The 18,541-nt window shown below is 38.2% G+C and carries 19 protein-coding genes; 15 read left to right on the top strand and 4 right to left on the bottom strand.

What is annotated here, in order from left to right:
- The first annotated feature begins 223 nt into the window (after positions 1 to 223).
- From EP737_RS02325 to EP737_RS02320, 3 genes are all read left to right on the top strand, one after another.
- The gene (locus EP737_RS02325) at positions 224 to 820 is read left to right on the top strand and encodes a GNAT family N-acetyltransferase (protein ID WP_129726309.1); all 597 of its coding nucleotides are present in this window, start codon (positions 224 to 226) and stop codon (positions 818 to 820) included.
- 501 nt (positions 821 to 1,321) lie between these two features.
- Positions 1,322 to 1,465: a hypothetical protein gene (locus EP737_RS25375; protein WP_165350676.1), complete on the top strand. Its 144-nt coding sequence runs from the start codon at positions 1,322 to 1,324 to the stop codon at positions 1,463 to 1,465.
- Positions 1,465 to 2,250, top strand: a complete 786-nt coding sequence (locus EP737_RS02320; RefSeq protein ID WP_129726308.1) for a prohibitin family protein — start codon at positions 1,465 to 1,467, stop codon at positions 2,248 to 2,250. The genes EP737_RS25375 and EP737_RS02320 overlap by 1 nt, the downstream gene beginning before the upstream one ends.
- A 613-nt stretch (positions 2,251 to 2,863) precedes the next feature.
- Here EP737_RS02320 and yppF read toward each other — a convergent pair.
- Positions 2,864 to 3,070, bottom strand: a complete 207-nt coding sequence (gene yppF, locus EP737_RS02315) for a YppF family protein (RefSeq protein ID WP_129726307.1) — start codon at positions 3,068 to 3,070, stop codon at positions 2,864 to 2,866.
- Between the two features lie 305 nt (positions 3,071 to 3,375).
- On the opposite strand from yppF, the gene EP737_RS02310 reads away from it, so the two are divergent.
- The 5 genes from EP737_RS02310 to EP737_RS25925 all read left to right on the top strand — a co-directional run bounded on the left by EP737_RS02310 (position 3,376) and on the right by EP737_RS25925 (position 7,457).
- Positions 3,376 to 3,777: a secondary thiamine-phosphate synthase enzyme YjbQ gene (locus tag EP737_RS02310; protein ID WP_129726306.1), complete on the top strand. Its 402-nt coding sequence runs from the start codon at positions 3,376 to 3,378 to the stop codon at positions 3,775 to 3,777.
- A gap of 201 nt (positions 3,778 to 3,978) precedes the next feature.
- Positions 3,979 to 5,139, top strand: coding sequence for a phosphoribosylglycinamide formyltransferase 2 (gene purT / locus EP737_RS02305; RefSeq protein WP_129726305.1), 1,161 nt, complete (start codon positions 3,979 to 3,981; stop codon positions 5,137 to 5,139).
- Between the two features lie 231 nt (positions 5,140 to 5,370).
- The gene (locus tag EP737_RS25370) at positions 5,371 to 5,520 is read left to right on the top strand and encodes a hypothetical protein (RefSeq protein ID WP_165350675.1); all 150 of its coding nucleotides are present in this window, start codon (positions 5,371 to 5,373) and stop codon (positions 5,518 to 5,520) included.
- Positions 5,521 to 5,758: 238 nt separating this feature from the next.
- On the top strand, positions 5,759 to 7,165 hold the full coding sequence (locus tag EP737_RS02300) for a PAS domain-containing sensor histidine kinase (protein ID WP_129726304.1): 1,407 nt from the start codon (positions 5,759 to 5,761) through the stop codon (positions 7,163 to 7,165).
- Between the two features lie 139 nt (positions 7,166 to 7,304).
- Positions 7,305 to 7,457, top strand: a complete 153-nt coding sequence (locus tag EP737_RS25925) for a hypothetical protein (protein WP_205650864.1) — start codon at positions 7,305 to 7,307, stop codon at positions 7,455 to 7,457.
- A gap of 158 nt (positions 7,458 to 7,615) precedes the next feature.
- Here EP737_RS25925 and EP737_RS02295 read toward each other — a convergent pair whose 3' ends face one another.
- Both EP737_RS02295 and EP737_RS02290 read right to left on the bottom strand, forming a co-directional pair.
- A complete protein-coding gene (locus EP737_RS02295) occupies positions 7,616 to 8,110 on the bottom strand; it encodes a DinB family protein (RefSeq protein WP_129726303.1) in 495 nt (164 codons plus the stop codon).
- Positions 8,111 to 8,257: 147 nt separating this feature from the next.
- Positions 8,258 to 8,971, bottom strand: a complete 714-nt coding sequence (locus tag EP737_RS02290; protein ID WP_129726302.1) for an MBL fold metallo-hydrolase — start codon at positions 8,969 to 8,971, stop codon at positions 8,258 to 8,260.
- 543 nt (positions 8,972 to 9,514) lie between these two features.
- Between EP737_RS02290 and EP737_RS02285 the strand changes: the two genes are divergently transcribed.
- The 5 genes from EP737_RS02285 to fabF all read left to right on the top strand — a co-directional run bounded on the left by EP737_RS02285 (position 9,515) and on the right by fabF (position 14,144).
- A complete protein-coding gene (locus EP737_RS02285) occupies positions 9,515 to 10,135 on the top strand; it encodes an HAD-IA family hydrolase (RefSeq protein ID WP_205650863.1) in 621 nt (206 codons plus the stop codon).
- Between the two features lie 22 nt (positions 10,136 to 10,157).
- Entirely contained in the window at positions 10,158 to 10,913 is a 756-nt protein-coding gene (locus EP737_RS02280) for an exodeoxyribonuclease III (protein WP_129726301.1), read from the top strand.
- Positions 10,914 to 11,025: 112 nt separating this feature from the next.
- A complete protein-coding gene (locus EP737_RS02275; protein ID WP_129726300.1) occupies positions 11,026 to 11,550 on the top strand; it encodes a type 1 glutamine amidotransferase domain-containing protein in 525 nt (174 codons plus the stop codon).
- Positions 11,551 to 11,937: 387 nt separating this feature from the next.
- A complete protein-coding gene (locus tag EP737_RS02270) occupies positions 11,938 to 12,882 on the top strand; it encodes a beta-ketoacyl-ACP synthase III (protein ID WP_129726299.1) in 945 nt (314 codons plus the stop codon).
- Positions 12,883 to 12,908: 26 nt separating this feature from the next.
- On the top strand, positions 12,909 to 14,144 hold the full coding sequence (gene fabF, locus EP737_RS02265; RefSeq protein ID WP_129726298.1) for a beta-ketoacyl-ACP synthase II: 1,236 nt from the start codon (positions 12,909 to 12,911) through the stop codon (positions 14,142 to 14,144).
- 138 nt (positions 14,145 to 14,282) lie between these two features.
- Here fabF and EP737_RS02260 read toward each other — a convergent pair whose 3' ends face one another.
- Positions 14,283 to 15,344: a potassium channel family protein gene (locus tag EP737_RS02260; RefSeq protein ID WP_246040155.1), complete on the bottom strand. Its 1,062-nt coding sequence runs from the start codon at positions 15,342 to 15,344 to the stop codon at positions 14,283 to 14,285.
- A 293-nt stretch (positions 15,345 to 15,637) separates the two neighbouring features.
- Between EP737_RS02260 and EP737_RS02255 the strand changes: the two genes are divergently transcribed.
- Positions 15,638 to 17,284 (top strand): spore germination protein, encoded by a 1,647-nt coding sequence (locus EP737_RS02255; protein WP_129726296.1) that lies wholly within the window; start codon positions 15,638 to 15,640, stop codon positions 17,282 to 17,284.
- Positions 17,274 to 18,482: a Ger(x)C family spore germination protein gene (locus EP737_RS02250; protein ID WP_129726295.1), complete on the top strand. Its 1,209-nt coding sequence runs from the start codon at positions 17,274 to 17,276 to the stop codon at positions 18,480 to 18,482. The genes EP737_RS02255 and EP737_RS02250 overlap by 11 nt, the downstream gene beginning before the upstream one ends.
- The last annotated feature ends 59 nt before the right edge of the window (positions 18,483 to 18,541 follow it).

Below are 18,541 nucleotides of genomic sequence, written 5' to 3'. Positions count from 1 at the left end.
TAAGTGTAACCAAGCCTCTGTCTTTACCCAAGGGCAGGGCTTTCCAATCGACTCTAAATCACTACTCTCCGAGAGGCCTCTCATGAGCTCATTAGGCTTGTGAGAAGCCTCTTTTTGTGTTTTTTTCTATGCAAATAGATTTATGTAGGCGTTTCGTCTGAAAAATTGGCATATTTTTCATATCCTTACATGATAAAATGGATTAAAAAGGAAGGGTGATAATATGGAGATTTTGTTTGATGAATTAAGAGGAGATCTTGTGCGAATTGTACCCATGGAGAGATATCATGTACAAGGTTTATATGAAAGTGGGAAAGAACAAGATATTTGGACACATTTACCGAGAGGAATGAACACATTAGCTGATATGCAATCCTTTGTAGAAGAAGCGTTAAAGAGAAAACGTCTGGGAGAAGAGTTTCCATTTGTTATTTTGCTTCGTGAGAATAATAAAGTGCTTGGTACCACAAGATTTTTAGGAATTTCCCGGCCAAACAAAAGTGTGGAAATTGGCTGGACCTGGTTGAATCCTTCTGTATGGGGGACAAACATAAACACAGAATGTAAATACTTGTTATTAGAATACTGCTTTGAGACTTTAGGGATAATCCGAGTACAATTTAAGACGGATGAACGAAATTTGCGGTCACAAAAAGCGATCGAACGAATAGGAGGGGTAAAGGAAGGGGTTTTAAGAAACCATATGATCCGGCAAGATGGCTCTTATCGTAATTCAGTATTTTACAGCATCATAGAACAGGATTGGGCTACTACAAAAGCAAAAATTAAAAACTATCTTGAATCCAAAAGAAGGATATAACTGTTAATAAGACATTCCGTATGGAGGAGTGCTGGTTGCTTTGTGTATGATTTTTATATATTGAGAGTAGGATTGTTACATAATTTATGAATAAATTTTTTTATGAGGTATGCAGTGGTCAGCAAGAGCTATAGTAGAGCGTACAGACAGGGCTGAAGAGCATGCTGAAAGACGAGTGTTTTAAGCTCGTTGCAAGAAAGAGCAGATAGTTATTCTTTTTATGAATTAATTCTCCTAAGTAAAAGTAGATATAAATTATACATAACTATTTAAATCAAAATGATATGAAAGATTTTTTTGATAGTTCATTCATTTTTGATGATTGACCGAAAGGAAAGGCTGGACAATACACGCATCATACATAGTAATTCTTGTTAGTGAAGTCGGGGTAATTTAAAAGAGCAGGAAAAAGTGCTTCAAGCTAAATATTTACTGTGCGTTTAAAGTTATTCATTCTAGGAATCTATAAAAAAGCTTCTTGTAAGGCAAGGGAGGAACTGTATGTTTTCACTGTTAGTCGGTCTAATATTGCTGGTTTTCTTATTGATAGGGATTTGGGTTATTGCAGGGAAATTAGGAGCCTTTGATTTTATGGGAAATGTAGCTGTAAAAATTAAAAACTTTTTTAAGGAGGAGAAAAAATAATGAGAAGAATTGTAGGAGCATCCATATTAGGTGTAGGACTTTTAGTTGGCGGGATTTTAACAGCAATGAGTGTGGAAGTAATTGATCAAGGTCATATGGGAGTAGTTTACAGCAGAAGCACAGGTGTCGAGAAGGAAACGCTTGGTCAAGGGTGGCATTTAGTGTCCCCATTCAAACGTGTGACGGAGTATCCAGTATCTACTGAGACGGTACATGTACAAGAATTTAATGTTCAAACAAAGGATGGTAAACCTTTAGCTATTAGTTTGTCATATGATTACTCAAATGATGCTGAAAAGCTGCCGGACATCTACAATAAGTTTAAGGGGCAGGATCCAGAAGTGATTGAAAGCGGCTGGCTGCAAACCCGTATTAAGAAAGCAGCATTGAATGTATTTTCCACGTATTCAGTGCTTGAGGTGTTTCAGCATCAAGGCGAAATTAACGCAGCTATTGAAAAAGAGTTTCGTGACATTGTAAGTGCTACTGGTTTTATGGTGGATTCTGTGACACTTGAGGCTCCTAAGCCAGACGAAAATACAGCAAAAGCCATTCAAGGTGTCGTAGATGCACAGCAGCAATTAGAAAAGTTGGAGATTGAAAAGCAACAAGCCATTGTTGCCGCTGAGCGTGATATTGAAGAAGCGAAGGGAAAAGCAGAAGCAAACCGTATTTTGAAGGAGTCCTTATCTCCAGAGATTGTCGAGATGAAGAAAATTGAAAAGTGGGATGGCAAGCTTCCTCAAGTTAGCGGAGATGCTGCTCCGTTTATTCAAATTAAGTAAATATAGTGAGTAAAATATTGTTTTATAGTAAGTTATCTTGAGAAGTAAGGCGATGTTCTCCGAATAGTATTATTACGATGGGTAACTACAGATATAGTCAATATTTTAACAGGCTTTCCGGAAAGAAGTCCTCCTCCTCAAGGGATGAGGAGGGAGGTACTGAAAAAGCCCATTGAACGAAGAAAAGAAGCTCGACAACTACTAGATGTAGATGGATAGCTTCTTTTTTTCTGTATATTGATAAAAACTCCTATTTCTTACTCAAGGCAGGTGCTTTGTAAGCAACACTGTATCAACACGGTGTTACTTCATAGTGCTTCATCAAATGGTTGAATATAACCTTTGTGTTCAAGGCTTGTTGTTCCACATTCTGGATTTGAGCAGTTAGCAACGTCCTCGAGACATTTTTTACAGTACATTTTTTTACAATCTTGACAACGATAAACCTCTACCGTAGCTTTATTACATCCGCAATTTGTACAAATAGCATAACCAATCTTTATCATAGTTCCCCATCCCTTTACTTTATTGTCTTGTCTAGAGCTGTAAGCCGTATTTAAAGAAAATAAAAATACAAATCTTATCAACCAATGTACAAAGCTTGTATTCTATATTAAAAATTTGTATTTGTGCTTAAAAAATATCGTTCTTTTCTTGTTATACTTGTTAAATTCAAATCGAGAAATAGTTTTTTATATTCAACGGCAGATAATTCTCCGTATATATAACTCTTCTTAATATAGCGGAGCAGCTCACTAGAATGTGAAGGCTCTCGTTTTTTAATTAAGATGAATTGATGGATTAAATCTTCGATTAACATAATAGTTCCTCCAGTTTCCCTGCTTCATTCCCACTTTTGTTAACTTTTACAAGATTATAACATGAAATACTCTTTAGATAACCTTAAAGTGATAGACATTTTCCTTCGTTTTTTGCAGCAAAATTCTTGCTATTTTTACATTAGAGGGAATATTTGTAATTCATTTAATGAGTAGATATAATCTATGCTAGGATTAAGAGACTCAATCTATTAAATCTCCATTCCGAATGATGGTGTATACTTGAAATAATCTGATTTTCATGTTGAAATTGTGTAAAAAGAAATGTAAGGGAGAAAGAAGAAATATGCTTAAAAAATTCACATTGCGTACATCAACACGAGATGAAATGCTTGAAATTACAGATATCGTTCAGTCATTTATAACGGAACAACATCTCAAGGAAGGCGCAGTTGTCGTATATTGTCCGCATACAACGGCTGGGATTACAATCAACGAGAATGCGGATCCTGATGTGAAACGGGATATGATCCGCCGCTTTGATGAAGTATATCCTTGGCATCACCAGCTAGATCGCCACGCAGAAGGGAATACAGCTGCACATATGAAGGCGAGTACGGTTGGCGCGTCACAGCATGTGATTGTCACAAATGGGCAACTCCTGCTTGGAACTTGGCAAGGGATTTATTTTTGTGAGTTTGATGGGCCGCGGCAACGTACATTCTATATAAAAGAACTGCGAGACTAGACAATAGTATAACGTTACGATGCATTCCTGAAATACATATGAAATCGTATGATTTTTAATGAATAGTTCGTTAATTATCTAATGTTTTAGAATATGAACGATTTCAAATTATATATACGCTCTAAAAAACGAACAAAAACGTTTTTGTTTTACAATAGTTCGTTTATAATAACTGTGAAGAGATAAGGGAGGGGCAATCGTATGTATCAATCGAAGAAAATTTTATTATTAGGATCAGGTGAATTAGGGAAAGAGGTTATAATTGAAGCGCAGCGTCTTGGTGTTGAGACTATTGCTGTAGATCGATATGAACATGCTCCGGCTATGCAAGTGGCGCATCGAAGCTATGTCATTGACATGCTGGATGCGGAGCGAGTAAGAGAGATTGTTGAAAAGGAACAGCCTGATTTAATTGTGCCGGAAATTGAGGCAATCGCCACATCTGAATTAGTCAAACTAGAAGAGGAAGGATTCCAGGTCATTCCTACTGCACGTGCAGCTAAACTTACGATGGACCGCGAAGGGATTCGTCGGTTAGCTGCTGAAACGCTGCAGCTTCCGACAGCCAAATATCAATTTGCTGATACATATGAAGAATTTGTACAGGGTGCTAAAGAAATTGGTTTTCCATGCGTAATTAAGCCGCTGATGAGCTCTTCAGGAAAAGGACAAAGTGTCTGTCGTTCTGAAGAACAATTGGAGGAGTGCTGGAAAATAGCTATGGAAGGAGGCCGAGTGCAAAATGGAAGAGTTATCATTGAAGAGTTTATCCGATTTGACTCAGAGATTACTCTTCTTACTGTGCGCACGGTGAACGGAACATTATTTTGTCCTCCAATTGGCCATATACAGAAGGATGGAGACTATATTGAATCCTGGCAGCCTCATTATATGACAGAGAAGCAAATCCAGGAAGCAAAACGGATTGCTCAAACCATTACAGAGGAGCTTGGAGGCTATGGGTTGTTTGGGGTAGAGCTTTTCTTATCTGGAGATCAGGTGTACTTCAGCGAGGTGTCTCCGCGTCCGCATGATACAGGCCTTGTTACCCTTGCTACCCAGAATTTATCAGAGTTTGCATTACATGTTCGAGCAATTTTAGGATTTCCTATTCCTGAAATTACACTTGTAACACCTGGCGCGAGTCGTCCATTAAAATCAACTGAGGAATTGAATGAGTATGCAATTAGTGGATTGGGTGAGGCTTTAGCTGTACCAAATACACAAGTTCGGGTATTCGGAAAACCTGTGACAAAGGTAGGCCGCCGCGTAGCTGTAACCTTATCGTCTGCTGATACAGTAGAAAAAGCTAGAGAGAACGCTAAGCTGGCATTAGATTGCTTACGTATACAAAAAGCATAACAGCAAAATCCCCACTTTAACCATTATAAGGTGGGGATTTTGCTGTTTATTATTCTTATCGGCTAGTTGATTGAATGCTAACTGTTTTCTTAAAGTGTAAAAAATAATGGAATATTATTACTGTTGTAAAAAGGTAATCTACTGTTGTAAAAAGGTAATCTACTGTTTTGAACAGAATTCTAATGTATAGAAGATTCCTTCTAATATCCAAAAGAAAATAGGGGTGATCGGATGGATAAAACAGCGGGAAAACCACTGTATTATGATGGAAGCGGCTCGTTATCCTTACAAATGGATGTAACAAAAAATGGAAAGGAAATTGTTATAAAGCCTGATGTAAAAAGTACGGTTCCAATTCCGTATTTCCCTTACTTTAAATAATAGAAACGAGAAAAAAGAAGCTCTGCTAGGAAAATCTTCATTTCCTGGCAGTTTTAAGGGTTAATTTATATCGATATAAATATATTAGAATTTAATGAAATTTAATATCCAGGCTTTATTTACACACTTGGCGGAAATAATTTAGGCACATGAATACATATTTGTAAAGCAGGAATTGCAAGGGAATAAATGGAATATAAAACTGTATCTATCATATGGTTGAGGTGATGATTTTCTTATGAAGATTTTGCAAGCAAATGCAATAGAAATCCTAGATAGAATCACCGATGGTTTTTTTTCACTGGATGAAAATTGGTGCTTTACCTATATAAATGATGAGGCTAGTTATCTCTTATTTCGCAATCGTGATGACCTAATCGGCAAGAATGTATGGGAAGAATTTCCGGAAGTTGTTAACCTGCCATTTTATAAACAGTACCATAAAGCCCTTGCTGAACAAATACCTGTAACCTTTGACGCATATTTTCCGCCGCTAGATACATGGTTCGATGTACGAGCATATCCTTCATCAAGTGGTCTCTCTATATTCTTTAAAGATATTACAAAACAGAAAAAAACCTTAAAACAACATGAGCAGCATTATAAATCATTGTTTGAACAAAATCCTGATGCAGTTTATTCCTTTGACTTAAATGGAAATTATCTAAGTGTAAACTCAAAAACAGAATCATTGTTTGGTTATACTGAAGAAGAGTTATTGCAATTATCGTTTGTGCCGTTAGTTCATGAAGACGACCTAGCAAAGGTAAAGCAATATTATCGAAATGCTGCCAACGGTATCACTCAAAATTATGAAGCGAGAGCGTTGCATAAGGATGGGCATGTCGTTTATGTAAATGTTACAAATATTCCTATTATAGTAGATGGAGATATTGTAGGTGTGTATGGAATTGCGAAAGATATCACAATGGAGAAACAAACGGAAGAAAGGTTGCTTCGATCTGAAAAGCTCTCAGCTGTTGGACAGCTTTCCGCTTCCATTGCGCATGAAATCCGAAATCCTCTTACATCACTTAAAGGTTTTTTGCAGCTCATGAAAACTTCGAGTGCAGATAATTTACAAGATTATCTTCATATTATGTTAGAGGAAATTAATCGAATTGAAACCATTACGGGGGAGTTGCTTTTATTAGCTAAACCGCAAGTCCATCAGTTTCATTTTGAGGACATAAAAGAAATGGTGGACAACGTCGTTATATTACTTCACTCCCAAGCCCTTATAAATAAAGTTGATATTGATGTAACTTCGGACGAGTTGCCACTTGTAAATTGTGTTGGGGCCCAGATTAAACAGGTTTTTATTAATCTTATAAAAAATGCCATCGAATCTATGCCTAATGGGGGAAAGATAAAGATCAACTTACAAAACGATTGTAAGGAGGGTGTGTGTATCCAAGTTATTGATCACGGTTGCGGGATTCCAGAGGAATTGTTGCCTAAAATCGGACTCCCATTTTATACAACAAAAGATAAAGGAACTGGATTAGGGATGATGACCGCCTTGAAAATCATTGAAACTCACGGTGGAACGGTGGATATTTTGAGTGAAGCTGGCAAAGGAACAACAATCAATATATATATACCTATAAATACATTAGCTGTTAAAAATATTGACGAGGCGTAGTTGGACTTATAATGTATTTCTAAAATTTCTCACTATGTCGAATGATCTGTATACTTTCATAAAGTGCAAAAACAAAAAGAAATCTGGGGTAACTGGTTGTACTGGTATATAATACTAGTAAATCCAATGTCCATTTTATGTGATTGTAAAGCCTGCCAAGCGCATTACCGGCTCTTGGCGGGCTATGTGTGGATTTACAGAATTAATCGCAAAGGGCGGATCTAGTATAGAGATTATGTTAGATACAGGGATTTTGCTAATTTTGCTGTTGTTTTCTTTAGTATCGGATTGACTAGGATTCGTTATGAGTAAGAAGAGAACATGATAGATTGAACTAAAAACAAAACCTATCATGTTCCATTGGTTAACGATCGATAAAAGAGCAGTTGGTTCTTGCTCGGCAATTCCTTCGCAGAAAGAGGCGAGCATTAGCCTTGTTTGCGCTTGATGTTATTCACGCAACCCTAACTCTTGTTTTAGCTCTTCGATTTGCGCCAAATGGCGCTTCTCATGCAAACCAATGAACTCTACCCACTGTTTTATATTGAGAAGACCAAAAACTGGGTGGAGTAATGAGCGTTTTCGCATCTTCTCTTGATCAGTATCAGCAAGAAACTCCTCTAGAGAAGTACGTGACGCAAGCAATTTTTCTTGTATCGTAGCAAGTGTTATAAAATCGTCAGAAGGTGTCAAAAATTGTGGAGCTACAATTTTATGATCGCGATTTATTACTAGATGAATAGGTCTATCCTCTGCCGCTGTTTCCTCGCTACTTGCCATTACGGCCTTCAGCTTATTTACAATTAACTTCTCTGTTAGGTATAGGTGTTCCAACACTTGCATAATACTCCATTTGTCGGCTTGTTTTTCGTTTAACTGTAAATCTGTTAGGCCTGAAACGCTTTGCAACACTTCTTTGCGAACTCCTTGGATATCATTTATCAAACGTAACTCCCCCTTAGCATTTTACTCTTACACAATCCAGTCGGTAGTGATCCTTGCCGACCCTTTTATCATAGTTATTCAGAAATAATCAGGAAATGAAAATGGGTATTTATGTTCCGTACTACGTAATATCTCAATGTATATTGATTACTTTACCAAGTTTTCTAGTTGTTTTTTCTCCGTAATATTACATAAACCACCGTGATAACAAATCACTGTTTCAATATCGAGGTGCAAAAGCTTTTTTAGAGAGTTTATTGCAGTTTTCATATCCGGTGTCGTTTGCGGGACGGGTCCTTGTAAAATGCCATCAGCTACTACCATAGCATCACCTGCAACAAGGGTTTTACTTTGTTTTAAGTAGAGGCTAATATGCCCAGGTGTGTGACCTGGTGTAAAGATAATTTGGATACCGCCACAATAGGAAAGTTCTTGGCCATCTTCCAAGGTTTGATCTACCTTTGCTTTCGGGGGATTTTTGTATAAGAACTTCATTTGTTCTGGTAATGCTGCCCATTGTTCTTTACTCATTTTATTTGGGTCTGTTTTAAGGAGAGGTAATGTTCCTTCAATATATGGTTTATCATGAGCGTGTGCATACACTTCGATGTTGTTATTCGATTGGTTGAGAATCTCAGGAAGAGAGCCAATGTGATCTAAATCCTGATGGGTTAGAATTACCGCTTTTAATTTATCAAAAGATACTCCGGCTTCACTCATAGCTAGGCGGATTTGCTCCAATTGTCCAGGCATACCAGTATCAATTAAAACCGCCATTTCATCATCCCATATCAGTGTTGGGTTTAATCTGAAGCCTTGAATTTTTAATTCTAACATTGCTAATCCTTTATGTAGTTTCATTTAATCCTCTCCCTTTTTATAGTACATGAATAATTTACCATTAAAGAGAGTATTTATCAACTTTTTAAATTTTAATCATATCACAAATAAAAATTTTTGTCAATATATTCATTCGTGATCAGCTAACCTTTATTGTTCATACTAACCTCTCCTTTTCTGAATTATAGAAGAATACATATCGTATTCATGGGGATATTGCTTACTCGACCTTGGTTTGCATGTATAGGATATAGAGAGGACAGAACTAGAGAATGAATCTTGTAGGCCTTTGTACATAAGTGTCCTCTGGCTTTTCTGTACGCCATGTTTACTTTATTGGAGCGACTGAAAGAATGCAACCCGTGCTTGCGAAAAATCCGGGATGAATGGAAAAAGAAAAATGAAGCCAAATGAGATAGATTTGTTATATGGTAAAAGCATGAATGAGGGGAAAGAACATTTCTATGAAGAAAACATATTGGCCCTGCTCTTTCTCATATATACTATAAACTAGCATGAGTTAGAAAATCGTATCAAATTAGAGGGAACAGAAGGTGAATAATTATGATTAAGTATATTTTGTTTGATTTCGATGGCACGTTGGCCGATTCAAAAGATGTATTCATATCGGCTTGGAATCAGCTTGCTGATAAGTATAAATTTAAAAAAATACATCATCAGGATTTAGATGCTTTAAGGAAGCTGTCGATAAAGGAGCGTGCCAAACAGTTAAACTTCCCACTGTACAAAATACCTCTTGTAGTACCTGAGATATATCGTTTATACAAGAAATCTATTAAGGATATTATTTTGTTTGATGGAGTGAAATTACTATTAGATGAGTTAGAAAGCAGAGGTTACCAAATTGTTATTATTTCTTCTAACTCTGAGGGGAATATTAAAGAGTTTTTGCGGGAAAATGCAGTAGATAGCGTGAAAGAGGTACTATGTTCAAGTAAGATTTTTGGAAAAGATCAAGTTATTAAGAAATTCTTGCAAACAAATAAGCTAAAAGGGTCTGAGGTTATTTATATCGGTGATGAGTGTAGGGATATCATTGCCTGTAAGAAAGTTCCTGTGAAAATAATTTGGGTCGGATGGGGATATGACTCAGCTGAGCTGGTTACACCGGAAAAACCAGATTATATGGTTCATATGCCAGAAGAGATTTTAAATATATTATGAAACAAGGAGAACACCAGTATTTATGAAACTCATTTCTTGGAATGTTAACGGCATTAGAGCATGTGTACGCAAAGGGTTTTTAGAATATTTTAAAGGGGTGGATGCGGATATATTTTGTGTCCAAGAAACCAAGTTACAGGCAGGACAAATTGAACTTGATTTAGAAAACTACTTTCAATATTGGAATTATGCGGTGAAAAAAGGGTATTCAGGCACGGCTATATTTACCAAAAAGAAACCGCTGTCTGTAAAATATGGCATTGGCATAAAGAACGAAGAGCCTGAAGGGAGAATCATTACCCTAGATTTTGCAGAATTTTATTTGGTTAATGTATATACACCAAATGCTCAAAGGGATTTAGCTAGACTTGAATTTAGGCTTTCTTGGGAGGATGAGGTACGTAATTATCTTCAGGAATTGAACAAAAGCAAGCCTGTAGTTTTATGTGGAGATTTAAATGTAGCTCACTGCGAAATAGACCTAAAAAATGCAAGAGCCAATAGGGGGAATTCTGGTTTTACGGAAGAAGAGCGCGAGAAGATGACGGCATTATTAGAAGCGGGGTTCGTTGATACGTTTAGATGTCTACATCCAAACAAAATAGATGCTTATACATGGTGGTCCTATATGAACAAAGTGAGGGAGAGAAATATAGGATGGCGCATTGACTATTTTATCGTCTCAGAAAAATTGAGGGGAGTAATAAAGGAAGCGCATATTCACTCACATGTAATGGGAAGTGATCATTGTCCGATTGTTCTAGAGCTAGCATTGTAGCACATAGGTATTTGTACGGTCAGGATTGTTGTTGAATTGAATGATATATACTACCCATAAGCACGAGAAAAGATTACAATAAGCTTATACATCATTAGGAGGTGCTCTGTTAGTGCGATTAAAAGAGAAGAAAGTCATTAGTCTTGTGCATCATGAATGTGAAGATTTAGAGCTGTGGTATCCTATTCTTCGTTTGCGCGAGGAAGGTGCAATTGTCCATCTTGCAGGGGAGAAAGCAAACGAAACATACATAGGTAAATACGGGGTTCCGGCAGAATCTGATTTTGCATTTGGCGATATAAATCCCGAGGAGTATGATGCATTGCTTGTGCCGGGAGGATGGGCACCTGATAAGCTGCGCCGTTTTCCTGAAGTTCTTGCGCTAGTGCAGCATATGGAGGAACGAAAAAAGCCAATTGGTCAAATTTGCCATGCGGGTTGGGTGCTTATTTCTGCAAAAATTCTGGAAGGGAAAAAAGTAACAAGCACACCGGGTATCCGAGATGATATGGAGAATGCAGGCGCACAATGGTTGGACGAGCCTGTGGTGGTAGACGGACATCTTGTATCAAGTCGCCGTCCGCCGGATCTGCCTGAGTATGTTAAAGCGTTTGCTGATGTATTGGCTGAGCGATAAGAAAGAAGAGAGAGCTGCTCTTTTCATCAGAATCGGATTGGATAGCTTGAGGATTCCTCTAAGGAGTCCTCTTTTATTTTTTGCACGGTAGGAAAGTATAAATTTCTAGCTCGGAGTGGATTCGACGTAGTCGGAAATTTTAGGGATACAGTATAAGGGCAACTACGCCTCTGTCTTCGCCCGAAGGCAAGGCTTGCAATCGGCGAGTTTTCTTTAATATTTAGCTAAAACTGCTGTATGCCGCAACTCATATAATACTCACTCTACTGCATGCATTCTGCTTTTTTATTTGCTTAAACCTTTTTTTTCATAAGTGTTTACTGTAGAATAACAAATAGATAGTAGATATTATGAACTGGTCATAAATTAAGGAGTTAGGGTGATGAAATGAAATGTGTTGGGATTATCGGTGTGGGTGCTTATGTTCCAGATAATATTGTAACAAATTTTGATTTGGAAAAAATAGTGGACACAAGTGATGAATGGATTCGTACAAGAACAGGCATTGAAGAACGCAGAGTTGCGACTGATGATATGGATACGTCCCATATGGCAATTATGGCTGCGAAAAATGCCCTTTTACATGCATCTTTAGATGCTGAGGATATCGATTTAATTTTAGTTGCTACAGCAACACCTGATGCTGCTTTTCCATCAGTTGCTTGTATGGTACAAGCGGCTCTCGGTATAAAACATGTACCTGCGATGGATATTAACGTTGCTTGTTCAGGATTTATATATGCTTTAGTTACCGCCCAACAATTTATTGAAACCAGTGCATATAAAAATGTTTTAGTAATCGGCAGTGAAAAGTTTTCTAAAATTATTGATTGGTCAGATAAAAATACATGTGTGTTATTTGGTGACGGTGCTGGCGCTGTTGTACTTAGTGAGGTCTCAAAAGGAAGAGGCATTTTATCTTTTGAACTAGGTGCGGACGGTGCTGGAGGTAAACACCTGCTAGTAGATAAGATAACTAATACCGTAAAAATGAACGGTAGAGAGGTTTTTAAATTTGCCGTTCGGCAAATGCCTGAATCCAGCCTGAATGTTGTGGAAAAGGCAGGTCTTCAGAAGGAAGATGTTAATTTTCTTGTGCCGCACCAAGCAAACATCCGCATTATTGATGCAGCAAGAGAAAGGTTTGGCCTTGAAACTGAGAGGGTTTCTGCAACTGTAAAGAAACATGGAAATACTTCTGCAGCTTCCATTCCGTTAGCTCTGTTTACTGAAATCCAAAATGGTCTCATTCATGAGGATGATGTTATTGTGATGGTTGGATTTGGAGCTGGGCTAACTTGGGGCTCCGTATGCTTAAGGTGGGGAAAGTAGTTCTATATAAAAGAGGGGGAAAAACAATGAAGAAAAGAGTAGTTATTACAGGTATTGGAGCTGTAACGCCTTTAGGAAACGATGCTTACACGACATGGGAAAATATTAAAAAAGGTGTGTCAGGGATTTCTCCTATGACTAGGATTGATACGGAGAAGTTTAATGTAAAAGTGGCAGGGGAAGTAAAGAACTTCACACCAGAAGAATTTATGGACAGCAAAGAAGCAAAGAGAATGGCTCGTTTTACTCAGCTTGCTATTGCTGCAAGTAAGATGGCCGTAAAAGATGCGGGACTTCAAATAGGAGAAAATGTAGATCCAGAGCGTGCTGGAGTATGGATTGGTTCTGGGATTGGCGGTTTAGATGCATTTGAGGAACAACATAAGCGGTTTTTAGATAAAGGGCCAAAGCGTGTAAGTCCGTTTATTATTCCAATGCTGATACCGGATATAGCTTCAGGTCGTGTGTCTATTGAATTAGGAGCAAAGGGAATCAACAACTGTTCTGTTACTGCGTGTGCCTCTGGCGCAAATTCTATCGGGGATGCATTTCGTGTTATTCAAAATGGTCATGCTGATATTATGATTGCAGGCGGAACAGAAGCTGCTATTACAGAAATGACAGTTGCTGGATTTTCAAATATGACAGCTCTTTCCGCGAATCCTGATCCAAAAACGGCAAGTCGTCCATTTGATAAAAACCGTGATGGATTTGTAATTGCAGAAGGTTCCGGGATTATTATTATGGAAGAATTAGAGCACGCATTAGCACGTGGTGCCAATATTTATGGAGAGCTTGTTGGTTATGGTGCTACTGGGGACGCTCACCATATTACGACTCCTGCACCAAATGGCGAAGGCGGTCAGCGAGCGATGAAATTAGCAATCCAAGACGCTGGTATTTCCCATGAACAAGTGGATTATATTAATGCCCATGGTACGTCCACGTATTATAATGATTTATATGAAACAACGGCAATTAAAGAGGTTTTTGGAGAGCATGCTTATAAGCTGGCTGTTAGCTCGACAAAATCGATGACGGGACACCTATTAGGAGCAGCTGGAGCGATTGAAGCAATTTTTTCTCTTTTAGCCATTCGTGATGGAATTATTCCTCCAACAATTAATTATGAAGCACCTGATGAAGAACTTGATTTGGATTATGTTCCAAATGTCGCAAAGCAGGCAAATGTGAATGTTGTTTTATCCAATTCATTAGGATTTGGCGGTCATAATGCAACATTGATTTTTAAAAAGCTATAAAAAGAGCTTGTAGTAATATTTGAATGATAGCGGCAACAGCATCGGTATTCCTTTTATATCGATGCTGTTGCTTTTTTACGTTTTTAAGAACGTATAAATTTCTAGCTGGAAGAATGTTATTCTTTATATGAAATACCCTTATTTACTGTGTATGTTTTTATACGTATCCTCATCGCAGACTATGAATAGTTTTGCTTCTTCTGGAATGACATCATCTAATCTTTTCATGATAGAAAAGTCGGTACCATCAGAAAGCAGCGTAGCTCCATGAGAGGATAGGTACGCTTTAGCATCTGCATATGTACCCCAAACGGGTTTTTTATCCATTATGTACAAATCATAACCTTTATTGCTTGTTAGTTGGCGAATTACCTCGCTCGCGCCGCTAAATAAAATCGTTCGGGCGGCTAAATGACCGGCTGTATCGTTAGGGGTAATGAATTCCTCTACGTTGGCATTCCTAAAGCTTTGTACATGCTTAGCATCTTGAATTTCACAAATTGTGTAAATATTTGTCTTGTGTTTGGAGCCGATTCCTTCGATGGATAAAGCTGTAAGCACTGTTGAGCCGTCAGCTTCTCTAGAAGATGCAGCAGATTCCGGCGAAAAAATAAATACTTTTGAACATTCTAGGACGTTTGCCTGAAGAAGACAGTGTTCTGAGGCGGGATCTCCCTTTACAAATTTCACACGCTCATGCAAAATCGGTGTTTTCTCTAAGGTCTCGTCAATAATCACAATAATCATCTCTTCTGAGGCCTCTAGAATTTCCTGTAGTGTGATTTGCGTTTTTTTACTCCAACCTACTAGAATGATATGCTTAGAATCTTTAATTTGCAATTTTCCTTCCTCCCTTAGCCTTTTTCGCATGATTAGAAAATCAATTACTTTCCCAATAAGTAATGTCATTATCCCAATGCCTACAACATACAGAAGCATAGCGAATATTTTGCCGATAATAGTAGTGGGGTAAATATCTCCATACCCTACTGTTGCTAGAGTGGTCATTGTCCACCATAGACCATCAAAGGTGCTTGGAAAAGCTTCTGGCTCCACATGCTTCATAAATATGCTGCTGAACAAAACAAGGGAAGTAGTGGCGAATACTAATGTCCAGGTATTAAATCGTATTGCTCGAATCCATAGCCTTTTTAAAAAAATCAATTTGTTCACTTCCTTTGTGAGTAGCTGGATGACCATGATAACTATCTTTATCTTACTTTTTCAGTATATGAACTGTTGGGTATTTGCTTGCTTAAAGTGTATAAACTCTCGTAATTTTGGGTACCACTCTTTTGGTCCGAGAAATGCGGTTGAACACTTGTTTCATACGTTGAAAGACAAGGGAGTGGTATTTGAATATTTGCTTTAGTTTTGCGATACACTCTTTCTCCCAAATGTATTAAAAAATGGAAAATAGGCATTCTAAATAACTAGAGAACACATCGAAACATTCTTTCGGTGACACTATAAACTTGGAGTGCTATAAGAACATGAACAGTGCATGGGACCGGCTAATAAACAAGCGGAAAAGACAAGGGCAGACGTTGCAGTACGAGGAAACTGAAATAACCTCAAATGAACAGAAACTTAGTTCAAATATAAATGAAAACCTTACCAACATTAGGACGGTTTTAGGGAATAGCGGTGACTTAATTATTCGCGAATTTAAAATGGGAAAACCTTTTCTGCATAAAATTGTCCTACTTTATATAAATGGTTTAGCGGATAAGGAGATTCAAGGCAGTTTTATCATGGAAAGACTGATGAGTAACTTTAATCATACTGAAAGCGATGATCCGCAGCAACCACATCAATTACTTGTATATATTAAAGAAAATATGTTAGCGCTTGGAGGGATTGAGGACATCACGAATTGGAACAAATTGTTCTTTTCCCTCGTATCCGGGCAAACCATTCTTTTGATTGATGGTTGTGATCGAGCGATTGGTTGTGCTGCACAGGGCGGAGAGTTAAGAGCGATTACAGAACCTACGACAGAACCTGCTGTCCGGGGGCCTAAAGAGAGCTTTGTTGAGTCGCTTATTACCAATACAGCCATGGTTCGCCGCAGAATTAAAAGCCCTAATCTATGGGTTGAAACTATGAGACTAGGGAAGATCACGCAGACAGATGTGGCCATTATGTACGTAAAGGGAATTGTCAATGACAAGCTTCTTAAAGAAGTCAAAGAGCGGCTGAATAAAATGGAAGTAGATGAAGTTGTCGGTTCCAATACAATTGAAGAATGGATTAATGACGACACATGGACACTTTGGCCAACCATCTTTATAACGGAACGTCCGGATGTTGTGGCTGGAAACTTAATGGAAGGACGTATTGCTATTTTTGTTGATGGGACACCAGTTCCTTTGCTTTTACCAGCGACATGGATTCAATTTTTTCAAACAGCTGAAGATTATTATTTACGTTGGAATATGGTCAGTTTTTTGAGAAACTTAAGAGTGATTGCATTCTTAATTACTCTTCTTGGACCGTCCCTGTTTATTGCATTTATTTCGTTTCATCCGGAATTGATTCCGACACCTTTATTAGTTAGTCTGTCAGCACAGAGGCACGGGATTCCATTTCCGGTATTTATAGAGGCATTGCTAATGGAATTTACATTTGAATTTTTGCGGGAAGCAGGCGTTCGGATGCCGCGTCCGATTGGGCAGGCCGTTTCAATCGTTGGCGCACTTGTATTGGGACAAGCAGCTGTTCAGGCGGGGATTGTTTCCAGTGCGATGGTAATTGTGGTGGCAGGGACGGCAATCGCCAGTTTTACCATACCCCATGTGGCGATGACAGATGCGACACGTTTACTTCGACTTATCATGATGACGTTGGCAGCTTCTTTCGGGCTTTACGGAATTGGGCTTGGGCTCATTGTTTTAGTCGCTCACACTTGCAGCATTCGTTCTTTTGGTATTCCTTATTTGACTCCCTTTGCTCCACTCATTATTTCTGATTGGAAAGATACCATTATCCGTTTCCCTAAGCCGTTTTTGTCAAAACGTCCTCGATTGATTAACCAAATGAAAAGAAAGAGAGTAGGTAATACGCAAAATCTGGGCCCGTCACCAAGAGAAGGTCAAATAAAGGACAACAAATCGAAGAGGGATTCTAATGAAACATAAACCATTCATCATTCTCTTTATGATTTTATCGACTATATTATTGTCAGGATGTTGGGATCGTGCTGAATTACAAGATATTGATATAGTAGGCGCTATTGGTATTGATGATGGAGGTGATAATTTGGAAAACAGATATCGCGTTACAGTGCAAATTATAAATGAAGGACAAATAGCAAGTGCGGCAGGGATGGGAGGGAAAGCGGAAGTCGCGCCTGTTACGGCTTATTCGGCTACAGGAAGCACTGTTGCGGAGGCGCTCCGGAAAATTGCACCAAAGTCACCTCAGGAACTTTTTTTCCCTCATGTTCAATTAATGGTCATTGGCGAGGAGTTAGCGAAAAAAAAGGGGATTCAAGATTTGTTTGATTGGATTGAACGCGACTCCCAATTTCGTACACTTTTTCCGATTCTAATCGTCAGAAATAATACAGCAAAGACACTTCTCCAAATCACAACCCCTTTAGAGGATGTCCCTTCTGCCAAAATTGTTAGCGGACTGGAAGCCACTAAAAAAATCTGGGGAGAGTATGCAAGTACCCGTGCTGATCAAGTCATTCAACAATTAGGGAGAGGAGGAGCAAATTTGACAGGTGTTGAGCTTACTGGAAATCCAAAAAAAGGGAACAGTTTACAAAACATTCAACAAATATCTCCAAAGACAGATATGGAAATAAGGGGACTTGCGATTTTTAAAAGGGGGAAACTCAAAAAGTGGTTGGATGAAGACTCTGCCCGTGGTGCTACATGGATTAATAATGAATTGAAAAAAACCATTGTAGACCTTGATTGTAAAAAGAAAAAAAAGGGGATTGCGGTGGATGTTATGCGTTCCAAAACAAAAATTAAAGCAAAAATAAGAAACAATAAACCTGTTATTCAGATCACAGTTCGAACAGAAGGTCACATCTCAGAAGTCCATTGCCCAATCGATCTTGCTAAACATGAATCCATTGAGAAACTTGAAAAACAGATGAGAAGGGAAATAAAATCGGAAGTGATGCTGGCCGTAAAAGATGCTAAAGAACAAAAAAGTGACATTTTCCGTTTTAGTGAATATATCAATCGCAAAAGCCCAAAAATGTGGAAGAAGATTGAGAAAAAATGGGATGATGAAATCTTTCCCGAGACAGAAGTTAACGTAAACGTACAAGCGTTTATTCGACGGTCAGGCTTGCGGACAAAACCATATATAAAATAAGGCGACAAAGTCAAGCGAAGAAGGGGGATGCCAAGCAAATGCCGATCTCAAGAATTTAC

It is taken from the genome of Ectobacillus funiculus, from assembly GCF_004138295.1.
GTDB lineage: Bacteria > Bacillota > Bacilli > Bacillales > Bacillaceae_G > Ectobacillus > Ectobacillus funiculus.
This window is presented reverse-complemented; position numbering and strand designations above follow the sequence as displayed.

Excerpts from the sequence above, each read along its gene's own strand:
- EP737_RS02325 (WP_129726309.1), top strand. The coding sequence starts at position 224 with ATGGAGATTTTGTTTGATGAATTAAGAGGAGATCTTGTGCGAATTGTA.
- fabF (WP_129726298.1), top strand. The coding sequence starts at position 12,909 with ATGAAGAAAAGAGTAGTTATTACAGGTATTGGAGCTGTAACGCCTTTA.
- EP737_RS02310 (WP_129726306.1), top strand. The coding sequence starts at position 3,376 with ATGCTTAAAAAATTCACATTGCGTACATCAACACGAGATGAAATGCTT.
- EP737_RS02285 (WP_205650863.1), top strand. The coding sequence starts at position 9,515 with ATGATTAAGTATATTTTGTTTGATTTCGATGGCACGTTGGCCGATTCA.
- EP737_RS25375 (WP_165350676.1), top strand. The coding sequence starts at position 1,322 with ATGTTTTCACTGTTAGTCGGTCTAATATTGCTGGTTTTCTTATTGATA.
- EP737_RS02280 (WP_129726301.1), top strand. The coding sequence starts at position 10,158 with ATGAAACTCATTTCTTGGAATGTTAACGGCATTAGAGCATGTGTACGC.
- EP737_RS02255 (WP_129726296.1), top strand. The coding sequence starts at position 15,638 with ATGAACAGTGCATGGGACCGGCTAATAAACAAGCGGAAAAGACAAGGG.
- EP737_RS02270 (WP_129726299.1), top strand. The coding sequence starts at position 11,938 with ATGAAATGTGTTGGGATTATCGGTGTGGGTGCTTATGTTCCAGATAAT.
- EP737_RS25370 (WP_165350675.1), top strand. The coding sequence starts at position 5,371 with ATGGATAAAACAGCGGGAAAACCACTGTATTATGATGGAAGCGGCTCG.
- EP737_RS02320 (WP_129726308.1), top strand. The coding sequence starts at position 1,465 with ATGAGAAGAATTGTAGGAGCATCCATATTAGGTGTAGGACTTTTAGTT.
- EP737_RS02250 (WP_129726295.1), top strand. The coding sequence starts at position 17,274 with ATGAAACATAAACCATTCATCATTCTCTTTATGATTTTATCGACTATA.
- EP737_RS02290 (WP_129726302.1), bottom strand. The coding sequence starts at position 8,971 with ATGAAACTACATAAAGGATTAGCAATGTTAGAATTAAAAATTCAAGGC.
- EP737_RS02300 (WP_129726304.1), top strand. The coding sequence starts at position 5,759 with ATGAAGATTTTGCAAGCAAATGCAATAGAAATCCTAGATAGAATCACC.
- EP737_RS02260 (WP_246040155.1), bottom strand. The coding sequence starts at position 15,344 with ATGGTCATCCAGCTACTCACAAAGGAAGTGAACAAATTGATTTTTTTA.
- yppF (WP_129726307.1), bottom strand. The coding sequence starts at position 3,070 with ATGTTAATCGAAGATTTAATCCATCAATTCATCTTAATTAAAAAACGA.
- purT (WP_129726305.1), top strand. The coding sequence starts at position 3,979 with ATGTATCAATCGAAGAAAATTTTATTATTAGGATCAGGTGAATTAGGG.